Source organism: Sphingomonas sp. SP3 (assembly GCF_058514305.1).
In genome coordinates this window covers 1,310,537-1,328,450 of sequence record NZ_JBZSOE010000001.1, presented here as the reverse complement: position 1 = coordinate 1,328,450, position 17,914 = coordinate 1,310,537, and the positions used below count along the sequence as shown (strand labels likewise).

17 protein-coding genes are annotated in these 17,914 nt (G+C 64.5%); 8 read left to right on the top strand and 9 right to left on the bottom strand.

Annotation, left to right across the window (positions count from 1 at the left end; all coding sequences use genetic code 11):
* The first annotated feature begins 61 nt into the window (after positions 1 to 61).
* The gene (locus tag AC4K8G_RS06935; RefSeq protein ID WP_491733427.1) at positions 62 to 1,228 is read left to right on the top strand and encodes a glycoside hydrolase family 1 protein; all 1,167 of its coding nucleotides are present in this window, start codon (positions 62 to 64) and stop codon (positions 1,226 to 1,228) included.
* On the opposite strand, the gene AC4K8G_RS06930 is transcribed toward AC4K8G_RS06935, so the two are convergent.
* The 3 genes from AC4K8G_RS06930 to AC4K8G_RS06920 are packed head-to-tail and all read right to left on the bottom strand — an operon-like array spanning position 1,196 to position 4,580.
* On the bottom strand, positions 1,196 to 2,203 hold the full coding sequence (locus AC4K8G_RS06930) for a glycoside hydrolase family 43 protein (protein WP_491733426.1): 1,008 nt from the start codon (positions 2,201 to 2,203) through the stop codon (positions 1,196 to 1,198). The genes AC4K8G_RS06935 and AC4K8G_RS06930 overlap by 33 nt on opposite strands.
* Positions 2,200 to 3,372, bottom strand: a complete 1,173-nt coding sequence (gene glf / locus AC4K8G_RS06925; RefSeq protein WP_491733425.1) for a UDP-galactopyranose mutase — start codon at positions 3,370 to 3,372, stop codon at positions 2,200 to 2,202. The genes AC4K8G_RS06930 and glf overlap by 4 nt, the downstream gene beginning before the upstream one ends.
* Positions 3,369 to 4,580: a glycosyltransferase family 1 protein gene (locus AC4K8G_RS06920; RefSeq protein ID WP_491733424.1), complete on the bottom strand. Its 1,212-nt coding sequence runs from the start codon at positions 4,578 to 4,580 to the stop codon at positions 3,369 to 3,371. The genes glf and AC4K8G_RS06920 overlap by 4 nt, the downstream gene beginning before the upstream one ends.
* A 232-nt stretch (positions 4,581 to 4,812) precedes the next feature.
* On the opposite strand from AC4K8G_RS06920, the gene AC4K8G_RS06915 reads away from it, so the two are divergent.
* The 3 genes from AC4K8G_RS06915 to mce are packed head-to-tail and all read left to right on the top strand — an operon-like array spanning position 4,813 to position 7,179.
* A complete protein-coding gene (locus AC4K8G_RS06915; RefSeq protein WP_491734429.1) occupies positions 4,813 to 6,297 on the top strand; it encodes an acyl-CoA carboxylase subunit beta in 1,485 nt (494 codons plus the stop codon).
* A gap of 7 nt (positions 6,298 to 6,304) precedes the next feature.
* A complete protein-coding gene (locus AC4K8G_RS06910; RefSeq protein ID WP_491733423.1) occupies positions 6,305 to 6,763 on the top strand; it encodes an OsmC family protein in 459 nt (152 codons plus the stop codon).
* Entirely contained in the window at positions 6,760 to 7,179 is a 420-nt protein-coding gene (gene mce / locus AC4K8G_RS06905) for a methylmalonyl-CoA epimerase (RefSeq protein WP_491733422.1), read from the top strand. Before AC4K8G_RS06910 ends, mce begins: the two co-directional genes overlap by 4 nt.
* Here mce and AC4K8G_RS06900 read toward each other — a convergent pair.
* Complete coding sequence (locus AC4K8G_RS06900) at positions 7,176 to 7,385, bottom strand: methylated-DNA--[protein]-cysteine S-methyltransferase (protein ID WP_491733421.1); 210 nt, start codon at positions 7,383 to 7,385, stop codon at positions 7,176 to 7,178. The genes mce and AC4K8G_RS06900 overlap by 4 nt on opposite strands.
* Positions 7,386 to 7,506: 121 nt before the next feature.
* Between AC4K8G_RS06900 and scpA the strand changes: the two genes are divergently transcribed.
* The 4 genes from scpA to AC4K8G_RS06880 all read left to right on the top strand — a co-directional run bounded on the left by scpA (position 7,507) and on the right by AC4K8G_RS06880 (position 12,783).
* The gene (scpA, locus tag AC4K8G_RS06895; protein WP_491733420.1) at positions 7,507 to 9,639 is read left to right on the top strand and encodes a methylmalonyl-CoA mutase; all 2,133 of its coding nucleotides are present in this window, start codon (positions 7,507 to 7,509) and stop codon (positions 9,637 to 9,639) included.
* Positions 9,636 to 10,028 (top strand): hypothetical protein, encoded by a 393-nt coding sequence (locus AC4K8G_RS06890; protein ID WP_491733419.1) that lies wholly within the window; start codon positions 9,636 to 9,638, stop codon positions 10,026 to 10,028. The genes scpA and AC4K8G_RS06890 overlap by 4 nt, the downstream gene beginning before the upstream one ends.
* A 52-nt stretch (positions 10,029 to 10,080) precedes the next feature.
* Entirely contained in the window at positions 10,081 to 10,545 is a 465-nt protein-coding gene (locus AC4K8G_RS06885; RefSeq protein ID WP_491733418.1) for a DMT family transporter, read from the top strand.
* A 228-nt stretch (positions 10,546 to 10,773) separates the two neighbouring features.
* A complete protein-coding gene (locus AC4K8G_RS06880; protein WP_491733417.1) occupies positions 10,774 to 12,783 on the top strand; it encodes an ATP-binding protein in 2,010 nt (669 codons plus the stop codon).
* Between the two features lie 402 nt (positions 12,784 to 13,185).
* On the opposite strand, the gene AC4K8G_RS06875 is transcribed toward AC4K8G_RS06880, so the two are convergent.
* From AC4K8G_RS06875 to AC4K8G_RS06855, 5 genes are read right to left on the bottom strand one after another with little or no spacing between them, the layout of a single operon-like run.
* Positions 13,186 to 14,778 (bottom strand): AMP-binding protein, encoded by a 1,593-nt coding sequence (locus AC4K8G_RS06875; RefSeq protein WP_491733416.1) that lies wholly within the window; start codon positions 14,776 to 14,778, stop codon positions 13,186 to 13,188.
* Positions 14,778 to 15,170 carry a RidA family protein gene (locus AC4K8G_RS06870; RefSeq protein ID WP_491733415.1) on the bottom strand — a complete coding sequence of 131 codons (393 nt, stop codon included), beginning with the start codon at positions 15,168 to 15,170 and terminating at the stop codon, positions 14,778 to 14,780. Before AC4K8G_RS06870 ends, AC4K8G_RS06875 begins: the two co-directional genes overlap by 1 nt.
* Positions 15,167 to 16,318: an acyl-CoA dehydrogenase family protein gene (locus tag AC4K8G_RS06865; RefSeq protein WP_491733414.1), complete on the bottom strand. Its 1,152-nt coding sequence runs from the start codon at positions 16,316 to 16,318 to the stop codon at positions 15,167 to 15,169. Before AC4K8G_RS06865 ends, AC4K8G_RS06870 begins: the two co-directional genes overlap by 4 nt.
* Positions 16,311 to 17,120, bottom strand: coding sequence for an enoyl-CoA hydratase family protein (locus AC4K8G_RS06860; RefSeq protein ID WP_491733413.1), 810 nt, complete (start codon positions 17,118 to 17,120; stop codon positions 16,311 to 16,313). The genes AC4K8G_RS06865 and AC4K8G_RS06860 overlap by 8 nt, the downstream gene beginning before the upstream one ends.
* On the bottom strand, positions 17,117 to 17,881 hold the full coding sequence (locus tag AC4K8G_RS06855; protein ID WP_491733412.1) for an SDR family NAD(P)-dependent oxidoreductase: 765 nt from the start codon (positions 17,879 to 17,881) through the stop codon (positions 17,117 to 17,119). Before AC4K8G_RS06855 ends, AC4K8G_RS06860 begins: the two co-directional genes overlap by 4 nt.
* Positions 17,882 to 17,914 lie beyond the last annotated feature (33 nt).

Below are 17,914 nucleotides of genomic sequence, written 5' to 3'. Positions count from 1 at the left end.
CGAGATTGTGCCAGCGCCGGCGATTTGGGGCCATTTTCCTGCCTCGCGCATTGGAGGTCCGATGGGCAGCGGTTCAGCCTCCATTTTCGCCAGCTTTTTCCAGGCCGGCTTCGAATGCGCGTCGCACAAGCGGCGCGACGGGGTGCGTCTCGACCTCATTCGCGCGACCTCGCACGACAAGCACGTGCTGCAGGATTATCGCCAGTGCCGGGAGCTCGGCTTCGGCACGCTGCGCGATGGCCTTCGCTGGCACCTGATCGAAAAATCGCCGGGCAAATATGACTGGTCGAGCTGGCTTCCCGCGCTGGAGGCCGCCGACCGCGCCGGCGTCGAGGTCATCTGGGACCTGTTCCACTACGGCACCCCGAACCACCTGGACGCAGGCTCGGCGGATTTTCCCGATCGCTTCGCCGAATTCGCGCAGGCCGCGGTCGAAAAGCATCGCGAGTCCAGCAACGGCCGAGCGCTCATTTGCCCGCTCAATGAAATCAACTTCGCGTCCTGGGCGGTCGAGGTCGGCTATTTTACCGGCATGGGGCCGACCGATGTCGGCGTGTTCAAGCGCCAGTTGGTGCGCGCCGCGATCGCTTCTGCAAAAGCGATCAAGAGCGCGCGGCCCGACGCGTTGATGGTCTCGGCCGAGCCGTTGGTCCACACTGCGCCGCGCAGCCATCGCCGTGCCGACGTGAGGGTGGCGGAGGCCGCCCGCCTGGGGCAGTTCGAGGCTCACGATTGGATTTTGGGCAGGGCGCAGCCCGAGCTTGGCGGCGATCCGTCGCTTATCGACGTGATCGGTCTAAACTTCTACCCGCACAACCAATGGTATGCGGACGGCGGCGCGCCAATTCCCATGGGCCATCATGAATATCGACCGCTTGGCGAGATGCTGGTCGAGGTCGCGGAGCGCTACAGCAAGCCCGTATTCCTGTCGGAAACTGGCGCCGAAGGTTCGGGCCGAGCGTCCTGGCTTCATTATGTGTGCAGCGAGGTCCGGCGGGCGATGGACGGCGGCGCGAGGGTCGAGGGCATCTGCTGGTACCCGATCACGGCTTACCCGGGCTGGGACAACAGCCGGCACGCCGAGGCCGGCCTGCTGTCGACGGTGACCGCCGACGGTAGCCGCCATGTCGATTCCGCGTTGCTCGAAGAATATCAGATCCAGCGGGAGTTGTTCGGTCACGGTGGCGACGATCGACTAGGTGACCGGCGCCGCCTTCGCCTCGTCTGACGGCGTTCCGACGTAGGGCCAGCCGTCCTTCCATTCGATCCGGTCGATCAGCAGGATCCGGCGGCTGTTTATTTCATCGTCCTGCGTCTGGCGCGGGCGATTCACGTCGATCGCGTGATAGATAATCCAGGTATCCCCGGCCTTGTCGGTCACAATCGTATTGTGCCCGGGGGCAAGCCAGCGCTCACTTTTGAACAGCATAAGGCTGTGCGGCACGCCGCGGGCCTGCTCGAGCGTTTCGAACCGGCCAGTGGGGCTTTCCGAGCGAGCTACCATCACGCCATATTCGGCGTGCGGGCCGCAGCAATTGTCACCCGAGTAGAATAGATAATAAAATTGCTCGCGCTCGATCACCCACGCCGCCTCGACCAGGCGTGGGAAGCCACCCTTTTTCCCGTTGGGCCAGATGAGGTCGATCGGCTGGCTGCCCGGGGCGAACGACAACCGGTCCTCCGCCAGTTCCTGCACCTTGATCGGCAGGAATCCCGACCCCCAGTACAGCAGGCGCTTGCCGCTCGCCGGATCGTCGAACGCCATCGGGTCAATGTATTCAAAGCCCATCCCGTGCAGCAGCGGCATGCCCATGTCGGTGAACGGGCCGGCCGGCGATTTCGCTGTCGCGACGGCCAGGCAATGTCCGCGCTCCGGATGCTCGCAGACGTCCGGTGTCGCCGAATAATACATGAAGTAAGTGGAGCCATCGAAGAGCACACTCGGCGCCCAGAAGTCTTGCGTTTCCTGCGCCCAGTTCGGCTTTACCGGCAGGGCGTCGCCCAGTTGCTCCCAGTGGATGAGGTCCATCGACCGGGCGACCTGGATGTTGATCCACTCGTCGCCATGCTCGGTCTGCGTCGCGTAGGCATAGTAAAAACCGTCCGGCGCCTGAATGACCGCCGGGTCGGGAAAGTCCGCGTCGATGACCGGATTGATGTAGGTGCCCGACACGGGCGCTGGAACCTTGGCTGGACGATTCACTCAGCGGCAACGGTGGTGGGCCGTGCCTGTTCCCGCTTTCGCTTGTCGTCCATCCGCCGGAACGTCGCCAGCGCCTGCCCGACGATCTGATCCATGTTGTAGTAACGATAAGTTGCGAGCCGCCCGACGAAGGTCACGCCTTCGGTTGCGTCGGCGAGCGCTTCATAGCGCTTAAACAGCTCCTGATTCTCCGGCCGCGGGATTGGATAATAAGGGTCGCCCTCGGCCGACGGATATTCATAGGTGACCGTCGTCACCGGCGATTCCTGGCCCGTCAGATGCTTATATTCGCTGATCCGCGTGAACGGGATGTCCTCGCTCGGGTAATTGACCGTTCCCGTATCCTGGAAGCGCTCCTGCTCCAGCGTCTGGTGATCGAACCTCAATGACCGGTACGGAAGCTTGCCGAAGCGGTGGTCGAAATATTCGTCGATCGGCCCGGTGAAAATAAGATGGTCGTAATCGACCTCGTCGCGGACGTCGCGATAGTCGACGCCGGTGCGCACCTCGATCAACGGATGGTCGAGCATCTTCTCGAACATCTTGGTGTAGCCGTGCTTGGGCATCGCCTGGAACGTGTCCGTGAAATAGCGGTCGTCGGTGTTGGTCCGGGTCGGGATCCGGGCGGTCACCGACTTATCGAGCTCGCTAGGGTCGAGGCCCCATTGCTTGCGCGTGTAGCCGCGGAAGAACAGCTCGTAGAGCTCGCGCCCGACGGCGTTGACGACGACATCCTCGGAAGTTTCGATCTCCGCCACCGGCTCGGAGCGCGACGCGAGATAGCGCTCCGCATCCTCGTCTGTCTCCAGTTCCACCTCGAACAACTTGTTCAGGGTCGTGCGGTTGATCGGGATCGGGACCAGCTGCCCGCGCACCATGGCGCGCACCCGGTGCTCGTAGGGACGCCATTCGGTGAATTGCGAGAGGTAGTCGACCACCTGGTCGCTGTTGGTGTGAAAGATGTGCGGTCCGTATTTGTGATAGAGGATGCCCGCCTCGTTGGGCTCATCATAGGCATTGCCGCCGACGTGGGGCCGGCGGTCGATCAACAAAACCTTCGCGCCGTGCTGGCTCGCCAGACGCTCGGCAAGAACGGAGCCGGCAAAGCCGGCCCCGACGATCAGATAATCGTATTTGCCCCTGTCAGGGCCCCCGGGAGCCGTGGTCATTCCGCCGCCACGAGCAGCGCCGGAGAAGCCGACGCGCCAGTGCCGAGCAACTCGGCAATGAGGCCCGCCATGCGCGCCTGCACCGTGTCCCAGCTGGTGGCGGACAGCATCAGGTCCGCTTCCGAGAGCCACTCGTACGGCTCACGCGACAGCTTCAGCGCTTCCTCGCACGCCGCCACGAACTCTTCCGGAGTCGACGCGATCTTCACGCCTTCAAGGTCGCCGTAGGTGCGGACGACGTCGCGGACGGGGGTGGACACGACCGGCTTTCCGCCCGCGAGATATTCGGGCGTTTTGGTTGGCGAGATGAACTGCGTCGATTCGTTCATCGCAAACGGCATCAACGCGACATCCCAGCCCGACAGGTACGCGGGAAGCTCCGCGTACGTCTTGCCGCCGAGGTAATGGATGTTTGGCCGCTTCGGCAGGTCGTCGTGGCTGATCTTCACGACCGGACCGACCATCACGAGTTGCCAGTCGGGACGCATTTCCGCGACCTTGTCGAGCAGCTCCGTGTCGAAGCGCTCATCGATCACGCCATAGAAACCGAGGCGCGGGCGCGGCAAGTCTTCCTGGTCGGCCGGGTCGAACTGCCTCGCGCGGGCCTTGGCGAAATGCGCGCGGTCGACCGATGACGGGAAGCAATGGACGCTCGGGTGGCGGTCCTTCTTCGCTTCGTAGAGCGAGGAGCCGCCGGTGAAGACAATGTCGGCCTTGTCGATCAGCTCCTGCTCGAGATCGAGCAAATGCTCCGGCGCGAACTTGAATTTCGACAGCTCGTCCATCGCGTCGAACACCACGACGTCGGCGTCGAGCGCCCGCGAGAAGGGCAGCATCATCGGCGTGTAATACCAGGCAATTAGGGGCCCGCGGATGGGCGACGCATGCGCATCGAGCAGGCGGCTGAGCGCAGCCTCGCGCGCATCCTCCGGCATGCCGGCCGGAAGGTGCGGAACAACGACCCGAACGCTCGCAGCGTCTTCGGCTTCACGGACCTGGAGGTAGGCCGTTTCCTTCGGCCCAATCTCGATCGGTTCTTCCCAGAAGATCACGTCCATGTCGCGCGCGAAGCGCATCATGAGGTGCTGCGGTCGCTGGAACACGAAGTTCCACCGCAGGTGCGAAAAGCAGATCAAAGTGGCGGGTTGCGACGCCGGCTCCGAATGTTCGGTATCCGACACAACAGGCACCCCAACGCGCGTAAGCATTTTCCCTTTGTCCTCCGTCTTGTAAATGGCCCGACTGATGAACCAGCGGCGGGGGATTACGGTTCCGCAATAGCCGCTGGATTAATCCGATTTAATGCGATTGTGCGGTGCACCATTCGCCAGCCCGCCCGATTGACCCGACGAACGCCGCGTGGAAGGACGCGGGGCCAAGGAGACCTGGCCTTTGGCGACGACGATCGAAGAGCTTGAGAAACGGCGCGAAGCTGCCCGCATGGGCGGCGGCCAGAAACGTATCGACGCGCAGCACGGCAAAGGCCGGCTAACCGCGCGCGAGCGGCTTTCTGTGCTGCTCGATCCGGGCAGCTTTGAAGAATATGACATGTTCGTCGAACATAATGCGACGGACTTCGGCATGGCCGACCAAGTCGTTCCCGGCGACGGCGTGGTCACCGGCTCAGGTACGATCAACGGCCGCCTGGTCTATGTCTTCGCGCAGGACTTCACCGTGTTTGGCGGCTCGCTGTCCGAACGGCACGCGCAGAAGATCTGCAAAGTCATGGACATGGCGATGAAGGTCGGCGCGCCTTTGATCGGCCTCAACGATTCAGGCGGCGCGCGCATCCAGGAGGGCGTCGCCAGCCTCGCCGGCTATGCCGAGGTGTTCCAGCGCAACGTGCTCGCCAGCGGCGTCATTCCGCAATTGAGCCTGATCATGGGCCCGTGCGCGGGCGGCGCGGTTTATTCGCCGGCGATGACCGACTTCATCTTCATGGTGAAGGACTCATCCTACATGTTCGTCACCGGCCCCGAGGTGGTGAAGACCGTTACCAATGAGGTCGTCACCCAGGACGAGCTCGGCGGTGCCATCACCCACACGACCAAGTCGGGCGTCGCCGACGTCGCGTTCGAGAACGACATCGACGCACTGCTGGCGACGCGCGAGTTTTTCGATTTCCTGCCGCTGAGCAACCGCCACGATCAGCCCGAACGACCGTGCGAGGACCCGGTCGACCGTATCGAGGACAGTCTCGACACGCTCGTGCCGCCGAGCGCGGCGACGCCCTATGACATGCATGAGCTGATCCGGAAGGTCGCCGACGAAGGCGACTTTTTTGAGCTTCAGCCGGCGCATGCCGCAAACATCATCATCGGCTTCTGCCGGATCGAGGGGCGCACCGTCGGAGTCGTCGCCAACCAGCCGATGGTCTTGGCCGGCGTGCTCGACATCAACTCATCGAAGAAGGCGGCGCGCTTCGTCCGCTTCTGCGACGCGTTCGAAATCCCGATCCTGACCTTCGTCGACGTCCCCGGCTTCCTCCCCGGCGTCGCACAGGAGCATAACGGCATCATCAAGAACGGCGCGAAGTTGCTGTTCGCCTACGCCGAAGCGACGGTGCCCAAGATCACGGTCATCACGCGCAAGGCCTATGGCGGCGCCTACGACGTCATGTCGTCAAAGCACCTAAGGGGCGACTTAAACTATGCCTGGCCGACCGCGGAGATCGCGGTGATGGGAGCCAAGGGCGCGGTCGAGATCATCTTCCGCCAGGATGCCAAGGACGCCGCGACCATCGCCAAGCGCACGGCCGAATATGAGGAGCGCTTCGCCAATCCGTTCGTGGCGGCGAGCAAGGGCTTCATCGACGAGGTGATCATGCCCCACTCGACCCGCCGCCGTGTCGCGATGGGGCTGCGCAAGCTCCGCAACAAGCAGCTCGAAAATCCGTGGAAGAAGCACGACAACATCCCGCTTTGAGGTCGGCATGAGCACCTACACCGCAACCGTCCGCTGGAGCGGCGACGATCCCGAAGGGTACCGCAAGGGCCGCTATTATCGCGGGCACGAATGGGCCTTCGACGGCGGCACAATCGTCCCAGCGAGCGCCGCGCCGGAGAACGTCCCGCCCGGCACTTCGAATCCAGCCGGAGTCGATCCGGAAGAAGCGCTGATCGCGGCCATCTCCAGCTGCCACATGCTGTTCTTCCTCGACTATGCACGCCGCGCCGGCTTCGCGATCTCGTCCTACGTCGACGAGGCGACGGGCGTTCTTGAGAAGCGCGCCGACGGCAAGATCGCGGTGACCAAGGTCACCCTCCGCCCGAAGATCCAGTGGGTCGGCGACGCGCCGAGCGCGGAGCAGCTCGCCGACCTCCATCACCGCAGCCACGATGACTGCTTCATCGCCAACAGCGTCAATTCGGAAGTGACCGTCGAACAATGAAACTCGGACGCCTCAACCATGTCGGCTTCGCGACGCCGTCGATCGAAAACAGCCTAGCGCTCTATAAGGCCATGTTCGGCGCGGAGCCGCATGGCGCTCCGTTCGATCTTCCCGCGCAGGGCGTCCGCGTCTGCTTCGTCGACACGCCCAATAGCCAGATCGAGCTGATCGAGCCGCTTGGCCCCGACAGCCCGATCGTGAAGTTCCTCGAGAAGAACCCGCTTGGCGGCCAGCACCACGTCTGCTTCGAAGTGCCCGAGATCCACGCCGCCAAGGCCGAGTTCGAGGCGAGGGGCGCGCGCGTCCTCGGCGAACCGCGCATCGGCGCGCACGGCACGCTCGTCTTCTTCGTCCATCCCAAGGACATGGGCGGCGTCCTCACCGAGATCATGGAGACGCCGAAGGGCGCGCACTAAAGAAGCGTGTCTTGGACGACCGCCCGGCGCTCGGCCTCCAGCAACGCTCGCTTGCGTGCGACGCCCCAGCGATAGCCGGACAGGCCACCGTCGCTGCGGATCACGCGATGGCAGGGAATGAGGATGGCGACGGGGTTGGCCGCGCAGGCCTGCGCCACCTCCTGCGCGGGGCTGCGGTAAGTGTCCGTCATTTGGCGGGCGGTCATGATCAAATCCTTCTCCAATGCGAGGACCATGGCCGACGGCGCGGAGGGCCGCACCCTGAGGCTTGCGCCTAAACTTCCTTGCCTTCGCAAGGCTCGCATTGATGGCTAAAGACCGTCGCCAATGACCGAAAAGCCGTCAAAATCCGACTGGGACAAGCTCGCCGAGAAGGAATCGCGCGGACGCGACCTCAGCCGCGAGACGGTCGAGGGCATCAAGCTAGCCACCGTCTACGGACCGGAAGATGGCGTCGACAGCGGCTGGCCGGGCCTCGCGCCGTTCACCCGTGGACCCTATGCGACGATGTACGCCGGCCGCCCGTGGACGATCCGCCAATACGCCGGCTTCTCGACCGCGGAAGAGTCCAACGCTTTTTATCGCCGCAACCTGAAAGCGGGACAGAAGGGGCTCAGCGTCGCCTTCGACCTCGCCACCCACCGCGGCTACGACAGCGACAATCCCCGCGTCGCCGGCGATGTCGGCATGGCCGGAGTCGCGATCGACACGGTCGAGGACATGAAGCTGCTGTTCGACGGCATCCCGCTCAATGAGATGAGCGTCAGCATGACCATGAACGGCGCGGTGCTTCCGGTCATGGCCTTCTTCATCGTCGCGGGCGAAGAGCAGGGCGTCCCGCACGACAAGCTGACCGGCACGATCCAGAACGACATCCTGAAAGAGTTCGCGGTCCGCAACACCTACATCTATCCGCCCGAACCCTCGATGCGGATCGTTGCCGACATCATCGGCTATTGCGCGGCCGAGATGCCCAAGTTCAACAGCATCTCCATCTCCGGCTATCACATGCACGAGGCCGGAGCGACGGCGGTTCAGGAGCTCGCCTACACGCTCGCCGACGGCATGGAATATGTCCGCGCCGCGATCTCCGACGGGCTCGATATCGACGATTTCGCCGGTCGCCTTAGCTTCTTCTGGGGCATCGGCATGAACCTGTTCATGGAGGTCGCGAAGCTCCGCGCCGCGCGCACCTTGTGGCACCGGATCATGACCGACCTCGGCGCCAAGAAAGACGAGTCCAAGCGCCTGCGCACCCACTGCCAGACTAGCGGAGTCAGCCTGACCGAGCAGGACGCCTACAACAACATCATCCGCACCACGATCGAGGCGCTCGCCGCGGTGCTCGGCGGTACTCAGTCGCTTCACACCAACAGCTATGACGAAGCGATCGCGCTGCCGACCGATTTCTCCGCGCGCATCGCCCGCAACACGCAGCTGATCCTGGCCGAGGAGAGCGGCGTGACCGCGGTCGCCGACCCGCTCGGCGGAAGCTATTATGTTGAGGCGCTGACTCGCGAGCTCGAGGAAAAGGCCTGGGCGCTGATCGAGGAGGTCGAGGCGCACGGCGGGATGACCAAGGCGGTCGCTGAGGGCCTGCCCAAGCACCGCATCGAGGAAGCCGCCGCGGCGCGCGCGGCCAAGGTCGACACCGGCGAAACGGTGATCGTCGGCGTCAACCGCTACCAGCCGGACAGCGAGCCCGAGCACGACATCCTCGAAGTCGACAATGCCAGGGTCCGCAGCGCCCAGATCGCCAAGATCGAGAAGGTTCGTAGCAGCCGCGACGAGGCGAAGGTTCGCGCCGCGCTGGGTGCGCTGGAAGCGGGCGCGCGGGGCGACGAGAATTTGCTCAAGCTCAGCGTCGAAGCCGCGCGGACGCGCTGCACGCTCGGCGAGATTTCGGATGCGCTGGAGCGCGCGTTCGGCCGCTACGGAACGGTGCCAGAGCCCGTGCGCGGCATCTATGGCCCCGCGCGCTCGGACGGCGGCTGGCAGGCCGCGGTTGAAGGCACCAAGGCAGTCGCGAAACGGCTCGGCCGCAAGCCCCGGATCATGGTCGCGAAGATGGGCCAAGATGGCCACGACCGCGGCGCGAACCTGGTCTCCTCCGCCTTCACCGACCTCGGCTTCGAAGTGATCCCCGGACCGCTGTTCCAGACTCCGCGCGAGTCTGCCGAAATGGCGATCGAGCATGACGTCGACGTGGTCGGCGCGTCGAGCCTCGCCGCCGGGCACCGGACCCTGATCCCCGAGCTGATCGAAGCGCTTCGCGAGATGGGCCGCGCCGACATCAAGGTGGTCGCCGGCGGCGTCATCCCGCCGCAGGACTATGCCGATCTTCGCGCCGCGGGCGTGCAGGCGATCTTCGGCCCCGGCACCAACCTCGCCGATGCCGCCGACGAGGTCCTCCGCCTGCTCGGCCACAACCGCCCGCCATTGGATGAGGCTGCCGAATGATCATTCTTGCCATGTTGCTCGAGTCAACCGAGCCGGATTTCTCGAAAATGCCGATCGAGGATGCTGTCCAAATGATGTTCATGAACATCTCGCAGGATGCGCGGGAGGACACGCGGGACATGCTTTCGGAGATGCAGCAAACGCGGCAGAAGCGGGCCGCAATGCGCGAAGCCGAACGGACCATGGCCAAGGAGATGATCCGGCTGAAGGCGCTCGGAAGGTCGTCGGGTGGCACGTCCCCAAACCCGGTTGTTCAGGGTCAGATCGCCTGGGCAAACCAGCTGCCGACAATCTGCGGCAAATTGAGCGGGTCCGAGCGCGAGGATTGTTTGGCGGAACAGGTCAACAAGCGAGCAGTAGAGCTTCACAACTTGCCGACGCCCAAATGATCGATAGCGTCGCCGCTCAGGAGATACTGCGCCTTTTCGATGAGGCGGCGGAGTGAGCGGCCAATCTGCCGGCGCGAGCTTCACCGCCATCGCCTTGCTGATGACGGTCGTCGGCATGGGCATTCCAGTCACCGCCGCGCTCAACGCAGGCTTCGGCCAGCATATCGCAAGCCCGGTCGCGGCGAGCGCGATCCTGTTCGGCGTCGGCTTCGTGATGACCGCGATCGTACTCGCCTTCGTCGGCTTGCCGCCGCGCGGGGTCTTCGCCGGCCTCTCGCCTTGGTATTATCTCGCCGCGCTCGGCGTCGTTTTCTATATCCTCGCGGTGACCTGGTCGGCGCCGCGGATCGGCGTCGGCAACGCGATCTTCTTCGTGCTGCTGGGCCAACTCATCGCCGCCGCGATCATCGACCATTTTGCCTTGTTCGGCGCGGCGCGGACGAGCCTGACGGTTCAGCGCGCCATCGGCTTGCTCGTCATGGCGGTCGGCGTCTACCTCGCTAAGAAACCGAGGTGACGAATTGAAGGCGACTCTCTTTGTCGCCGCATCCGTGGCGTATTTGCTTTTGGCCTACTTCATCTGGCTGCAAGTCTTGCTGCAGTGTGGCCTTGGTCCGGATAGCTCACCGATTTGCGATGCGAGAGTTGATCGCGAGCTTTCGTTTGTCATTCCCATTCTCGCCGTGATTTACATTGCCGGCGCGGTTTGGTTTTGGCGACGCTCTCCGAAGGATTTGAAGTAGGCATGTTCAAGAAAATCCTGATCGCCAATCGCGGGGAAATTGCCTGCCGGGTGATCCGCACGGCCAAGCGCATGGGGATCAAGACGGTCGCGGTCTATTCCGACGCGGACGCCCGCGCGCCCCACGTCAAGATGGCCGACGAGGCCGTCCGCCTCGGGCCGCCGCCCGCGTCGGAGTCATACCTGAAGGCCGAGCTGATCATCGACGCGTGCAAGGCGACCGGCGCCGAGGCGGTGCACCCGGGCTACGGCTTCTTGAGCGAGCGCGAGAGCTTCGCCAAGGCGCTGGCCAAGGAGAAGATCGCCTTCATCGGCCCGCCACCCAAGGCCATCGCCGCGATGGGCGACAAGATCGAATCCAAGAAGCTGGCGCAGAAGGCCGGCGTCAATGTCGTCCCCGGCTACTTGGGCGACATCGCGACCACCGACGAAGCGCTGAAGATCGCGAAAGACATCGGCTTCCCGGTGATGATGAAGGCCTCGGCGGGCGGCGGCGGCAAGGGCATGCGCCTCGCCTGGAACGAGAAGGACGTGCGCGAAGGCTTCGACTCCGTGAAGCGCGAAGGCCTCAACAGCTTCGGCGACGACCGCGTGTTCATCGAGAAGTTCATCGAGGCGCCGCGCCACATCGAGATCCAGGTGCTCGGCGACCAGCACGGCAACATCCTCTATCTGAACGAGCGCGAATGCTCGATCCAGCGCCGCAACCAGAAGGTGGTCGAGGAAGCGCCATCGCCCTTCGTCTCGCCGGAAATGCGGAAAGCGATGGGCGAGCAGGCGGTCGCGCTGGCGCGGGCGGTCGGCTATTACAGCGCCGGCACAGTCGAGCTGATCGTCAACGGCGCCGACCCGTCGGGCAACAGCTTCTACTTCCTCGAAATGAACACCAGGCTGCAGGTCGAGCATCCGGTGACCGAGGAGATCACCGGCCTCGATTTGGTCGAGCAGATGATCCGCGTTGCGGCGGGCGAAAAGCTCAAGATCACACAGGACGACATCGGCATCAACGGCTGGTCGGTCGAAACGCGGGTCTATGCCGAGGACCCGTACCGCAGCTTCCTGCCCTCGACCGGCCGGCTGATCCGTTACTGGACGCCGCGGACTCACCGCGAGAAGGATCTCGTCGTCCGGGTCGACGACGGCGTCGCCGACGGCGGCGAGATCAGCATGTTCTACGACCCGATGATCGCGAAGCTGATCACCTGGGCGCCGAGCCGCGACGCGGCGATCGACGCGCAAGTGGATGCGCTCGACCAGTTCGTGATCGACGGCATTTCCGACAATGTCGACTTCCTCTCGGCGCTGATGCAGCACCCGCGCTTCCGCAAGGGCGACCTCGCGACCGACTTCATCGCCGACGAATATTCCGAAGGGTTCGAGGGCGCGCCGGCCGATGCGCAATTGATGTCCGACCTCGCGGTGATCGCCGGCATGGTTGCGGTCATCACCGACGAGCGCGGGGCGGAGATCGACGGCCAGCTCGGCCCGCCGATCCATGTGCCGTGCGAGCGCGTGGTGAAGATCGGCGGCGACAAGCACCTGGTCCGGATCAAGCCCTACAAGGGTGGGACACTTGCGGTGCTCGATGGCGAAGGGCCGATCGACATCGTGGGCAAGTGGGCGCCGGGCCAGCGGCTCTTGTCGGCGGTCGTCGACGGGCGGCACCGCATCGTGCAGGTCCGTCGGGTCGGCCGCAACTGGGAGCTCCAGACGCGCGGAGCGAGCCACAAGGTGCAGGTGCTGTCACCGCACATCGCAGACCTGTCGACGTTCATGCTAGACAAGCCCGCGCCGGACCTGTCGCGGCTGCTGCTCGCGCCGATGCCGGGGCTGTTGACCAAGCTCGACGTCAAGATCGGCGACAAGGTCGAGCCGGGGCAACCGGTCGCGGTGATGGAAGCGATGAAGATGGAGAATATCCTCCGCGCGCCGAAGGCGGCGACGGTCAAGGCGACCCCGGCCAAGGCCGGCGACAGCCTCGCGGTCGATCAGGTCATCGTGGAGTTTGAGTAGGTCCCTTCGGAGTCGACGTACCAGACGAAGCACATTGCGTCGGTAAGCGAGCCACCGTTCGCCTCGAACTCTAAGACTATCGACCCAAACGCGTCTCTACCTTCAGCGGTGAAACTATATTGCTGCTTCAGCTCGCCAAATTGTTGCCTCGCTGCCGAGGCTGTGGCGTGAACTCGGTCGACCCAACTCAACTCAGTAGGTAGGTCACGTAGGGCGTCGACTTCCACCCAATAACACTCGCATGTGGCACCGTCAGGCAGCCGAAACTGCAACTGTCCGCCGACGCTGATCAGATTCGCCTGTTCAGCCGCATCGATGACTGCAGGAATATCCTCTATCGACCACGCGTACTCGCTCCCACGAAGGGAAGCACGCTCAAGCAATGCGCCCGGTAACTTTGCTTCAGCCGTCACTTTGAGTCCTCAATTCGCTCCGCCTGAGCTTGCCCGTCGCGGTCTTGGGCAACGCCTCGACGAACTCGATCAGCCTCGGATATTTGTACGGCGCGATTTGCTCCTTGGTGAAATCCTGAAGGCCTTTGACCAGCTCGTCGCTCGGCTCGGCGAAGCTCGCCAGCACCACGAACGCCTTCACTTTTTGCCCGCGCTCTGGGCAGGGCACGCCGATCACCGCGCATTCGGCGACCGCGGGGTGACCGAGCAAAGCATTCTCCACTTCGGGCGCGCCGATATTGTAGCCCGAGCTGACGATCATGTCGTCGCTGCGCGCGAGGTACCAATAGTATCCGTCAGCGTCGCGGCGGTAGGTGTCGCCGGTGACGTTCCAGCCGTGCTCGACGTAGTTCTTCTGCCGCTCGTCATCGAGGTAGCGGCAGCCGGTCGGCCCCTTGATCGCGAGGCGGCCGACGCCCTCGCGCAGCGGTTCGCCGAAATCGTCGAGCACGGTTGCCTCATAGCCCGGCACCACCTTGCCGGTTGAGCCGGGGCGGATGTCGTCGCCCGCGGCGGAGACGAAGATGTGCATCATCTCGGTCGATCCGATGCCGTCGGTGATCGCGATCCCCGTCCGCTCCTGCCACGCGCGCCAGGTCGCTTCGGGCAGATGCTCACCGGCCGAGATGCAATAACGAAGGGTCTTCAGCGCCGTATCGAGCGCGGGCTGCGACAGCATCGCCTTGTAGGCAGTCGGCGCGGTGCCGAGGTGCGTGACCCCGAACTTCGCGATCGCGTCGAGCAATTTGTCCGGTCCGCCCACTTCGATGGTCGCGCTCGCCGCGCCGAAGCGCAGCGGGAACATCGGCGTGATGCCGAGCCCGAAGGTGAAGGCCATTGGCGCAGAGGTCAGGAACACGTCGCCGGGCTTCGGATCGATCAGGTGCTTCGCGAACGTATCGCAGGGCGCGAGTATGTCGCGGTGGAACTGGACGCAGCCCTTGGGCACGCCGGTCGTGCCGCTGGTGAAGGCGATGATGCACGGGTCGTCGCGGCCGGTGTCGGCGGCGGGGAGCGGTTTTAGCTGTGCTGTGCGCGTTTCCAGCTCACCTTTGCCGTAATCGCCGTCGTATTTGACGATGTGCTTGACGCTGTGGGTCTGCTCGACAGCCTGGCGGAAATCGCCGATGAAGCGGCTGTCGATGATTGCATGGCTGATTTGCGCGCGCTCGATCACGGTTGCGATCTCGCCCGGGCGAAGCAGCGGCATCGTGGCGACGACCACGCCGCCGGCCCTGATAACGCCAAGCCACGCCGCGAACATCGTATAGCAATTGGGTCCGCGCAGCAGCACGCGGTTGCCGGGGATAAGCCCTTCTTCCTCGACCAGCAGCCGCGCGATGCGCCCGCTGAAGTCGTCGAGCTCCTCATAGGTCCAGCGGCCATGGTCGTTGACGACTGCAAGCGCGTCGGGCGCTCCGGCGTTCAGCAGCGCCGCTGCGGCGTTCAGCCTTTCCGGATAGTTGAGCTCGGGCAGGTCGAATCTGAATTCCGGAAGCAGCTCCGGCGGCGGCAATCTTTCCTCGACGAAACGGTCGCGCATCACTCTTCGACGACGGCCGTCGTCTCGATCTCGATTTTGGCGGCGCTTTCGACCAGGCCCTTGACCTCGACCAGCGCCATCGCCGGATAGTTGGCGCCCATGATCTCGCGCCACGCAGCGCCGATCTCGTCGCGCGACACCAAATATTCGTGCCGGTCGGTGACGTAGCAGGTCATGCGCACGACGTGCTGTGGCCCGGCGCCGTCCTCGGCCAGGATCGCGAGCGTGTTCCTGAGCGCCCGAGCGAACTGGGCGTGCAAAGTATATTCGGGGAAGCTCTCGTTCTCGTCCCAGCCGACGATGCCACCGGTGAAGATCATCCGGCCCTTCGCGCTGATGCCGTTCGAATAGCCCTTGGGCCGCCGCCAGCCTGGGGGCTGCAGGATCTTCATGGGCGAACCTCCTTCAGCAAGTCGCGGGCGATGATCTGGCGCTGCACCTCGGATGCTCCTTCGTAGATGCGCAAGGCGCGGATATCGCGGTAGAGCGATTCGACCTTTACGCCCTTGGTGACGCCCGCACCGCCGTGCATCTGCACGGCCGCGTCGATTACCGCTTGCGCGGATTCGGTCGCGTGGAGCTTGGCCATCGCCGCGGCGCGGCGGTTGTCGGTGCTCGCCCCAGAACCACCAATGTCCTGCTGCCACGCGGCGCGGTAGATCAGCAGCGCCGACGCATCGACCGCGAGCGCCATGTCGGCGAGCTTTTCCTGAGTCACCGCATTGTCGGCGAGCGTTCCGCTGCCAAGCCGGCGGCCCTTGGCAAAGCCAATCGCCTCATCGAGCGCGCGCCGCGCGAACCCCAGCGCCGCCGCGCCGACTGTCACTCGGAACAAGTTCAGCGTCTCCATGCCGATGCGAAAGCCTTCGCCCGGCTCGCCGATGATCGTGTCGGCCGGGATGCGGACATTGTCATACTTCAGCCGCGCGAGCGGGTGGGGCGCAACCACCTCGATCCGCTCGACGACCTCGACCGCCTCGGCCGGGACGATGAACGCCGAAAGCCCGCGCGCGCCTTCGCCTTCACCGGTGCGAGCGAAGGTCAAATAGAAATCCGCGATGCCGCCGTTGGAGATGTAAGTCTTCTCGCCGACGATCACCCATTCGTTGCCGTCGCGCATCGCCGAGGTGGACATGTTCGCGGCGTCCGAACCGCATTCCGGCTCGGTCATGGCGAAGGCGGCGATGGCTTCGCCGCTGGCGACCTTGGGCAGCCACGCGCGCTTCTGCTCGATAGTCCCGAACAATGAAATCGCCCCCGATCCGAGGCCCTGCATCGCGAAGGCGAAGTCGGCGAGCGCGCTGTGATAGCTAAGCGTCTCGCGCGCGATCGCCAGGCTGCGCACGTCCGGGCGGTGCTTGGCGTCGGCGACGCTGAGCTTGAGGAATCCCGCCGCGCCCAGCTCGCGCACCAAGGTCCGGCATTCGCTGTCCGGGTCCTCGGCGTAACGGCCAGTGAGATTGTCCGTGCACCAGCGCTGGAGCGTGTCGGCTAGCTCGCGGTGCCTGGGTTCGAAGAAGGGCCAGCTGAGGTCAGTCACCCTGGAACTCCGGCGTGCGCTTGTTCGAAAAAGCCTCGTAAGCGCGCTTGAAATCGTTGGTCTCCATGCACCGCGCCTGTGCCTGCGCTTCCAGCTCCAGAGCTTCCTCGACCGACACATGCCATTCGGCGTCGAGCTGCTTCTTGGTCACCGCGTTGGCGACGGTTGGGCCCTTCGCCAGCTCGCGCGCGAGCGATTGCGCGTCGGCATAGGGATCGTCGGCTAGTCGGTTCCAGAAGCCCCAGGCGAATCCCTCCTCGCTGCTCATCGACCGTCCGGTGAACAACAGCTCGGCCGCGCGTCCCTGGCCGATGATCCGCGGCAGGATCGCGCACGCGCCCATGTCCGCGCCCGACAGGCCGACGCGCACGAACAGGAAGGCAGTCTTGGCATTTGGCGCGGCGATGCGGAGGTCGCTGGCCATGGCGATGATCGCGCCCGCCCCGGCGCACACGCCTTCGACCGCGGCAATGATCGGCTGGGGGCAGGCGCGCATCGCCCGCACCAGGTCGCCGGTCATCCGGGTGAAGCCGAGCAGGCCCTCGCGGTCCATTTTCGTGAGCGGGCCGATGATCTCGTGGACGTCGCCGCCCGAGCAGAAATTGCCGCCCGCGCCGCGGATGACGATTGCGCGAACGTCCCAGCAGCGGTCGAGCGCGCGGAACGTATCGCGCAGCTCGTCATAGCTTTCGAAGGTCAGCGGGTTCTTGCGTTCGGGCCGGTTGAGCGTGATCGTCGCGACCCCGTCGGCGAAGTCCCACAGGAAATGGGTTGGCGCGAAGTCCTTCGGGTCGAAGCTCACGCGCTCGTTCCCCCGTCGATGGTCACCGCGGCGCCGTTGATGTCCTGGCTAACGGGCAGGCACAGCATGGCGATTACGTTGCCGATCGCCTGCGGATCGACCAGCCGTCCGCTCGCATTCTGGTTGGTGATGATCGAGCGGCTGTCGTCTGAACTGCGACCGGTGACCTCGGACACACGGGCGATCGATTGGTCGGTCATCGGCGTGTCGACATAACCGGGGCAGACCGCGTTCACGGTCAGCTTGGTCTTGGCATATTCGGCGGCGAGGCTGCGCATCAGGCCGAGGAGCCCGTGCTTCGATGCCGCGTAATGGGCCGCGTAGGGAACGCCGCGAAGGCTCGCGACCGAAGCAACGAACACGAGCCGGCCGTTGTCGCTTTCCATCAGGTCGCCGATCGCCGCCTGGGCGCAGTCGAACGCTGCAGTCAGGTTGGTGGCGATGATCCTGTCCCAGCTGTCGCGCGTCATCTTATGGAACGGCGCGCTCTCCGCGATCCCGGCATTGACGATCAACAGGTCGATCGGCCCGTTGATGGTGCGCGCTTCGTTGAACGCATTGCGGATCTGGTCGGGCTGGGTGACGTCGCAGGCGATCGCATAGCCGCCGAGCTTCTCGGCAACCTGCTGGAGCGGCTCCATCCGCCGACCGAGCAGAGACAGCTTGGCCCCGGCAGCGTGGAGATGCGAAGCGGCCGCGGCACCGATCCCGGTCCCGCCGCCGGTGATCAGCGCATGGCGACCCTCAAGCTCTTTCCCCATCCATTCAGCTTGGCCGAACGGCTTTCCGGTGGC

Excerpts from the sequence above, each read along its gene's own strand:
- AC4K8G_RS06935 (WP_491733427.1), top strand. The coding sequence starts at position 62 with ATGGGCAGCGGTTCAGCCTCCATTTTCGCCAGCTTTTTCCAGGCCGGC.
- glf (WP_491733425.1), bottom strand. The coding sequence starts at position 3,372 with ATGACCACGGCTCCCGGGGGCCCTGACAGGGGCAAATACGATTATCTG.
- AC4K8G_RS06920 (WP_491733424.1), bottom strand. The coding sequence starts at position 4,580 with ATGCTTACGCGCGTTGGGGTGCCTGTTGTGTCGGATACCGAACATTCG.
- AC4K8G_RS06915 (WP_491734429.1), top strand. The coding sequence starts at position 4,813 with ATGGGCGGCGGCCAGAAACGTATCGACGCGCAGCACGGCAAAGGCCGG.
- AC4K8G_RS06910 (WP_491733423.1), top strand. The coding sequence starts at position 6,305 with ATGAGCACCTACACCGCAACCGTCCGCTGGAGCGGCGACGATCCCGAA.
- mce (WP_491733422.1), top strand. The coding sequence starts at position 6,760 with ATGAAACTCGGACGCCTCAACCATGTCGGCTTCGCGACGCCGTCGATC.
- AC4K8G_RS06900 (WP_491733421.1), bottom strand. The coding sequence starts at position 7,385 with ATGACCGCCCGCCAAATGACGGACACTTACCGCAGCCCCGCGCAGGAG.
- scpA (WP_491733420.1), top strand. The coding sequence starts at position 7,507 with ATGACCGAAAAGCCGTCAAAATCCGACTGGGACAAGCTCGCCGAGAAG.
- AC4K8G_RS06890 (WP_491733419.1), top strand. The coding sequence starts at position 9,636 with ATGATCATTCTTGCCATGTTGCTCGAGTCAACCGAGCCGGATTTCTCG.
- AC4K8G_RS06880 (WP_491733417.1), top strand. The coding sequence starts at position 10,774 with ATGTTCAAGAAAATCCTGATCGCCAATCGCGGGGAAATTGCCTGCCGG.
- AC4K8G_RS06875 (WP_491733416.1), bottom strand. The coding sequence starts at position 14,778 with ATGCGCGACCGTTTCGTCGAGGAAAGATTGCCGCCGCCGGAGCTGCTT.
- AC4K8G_RS06870 (WP_491733415.1), bottom strand. The coding sequence starts at position 15,170 with ATGAAGATCCTGCAGCCCCCAGGCTGGCGGCGGCCCAAGGGCTATTCG.
- AC4K8G_RS06855 (WP_491733412.1), bottom strand. The coding sequence starts at position 17,881 with ATGGGGAAAGAGCTTGAGGGTCGCCATGCGCTGATCACCGGCGGCGGG.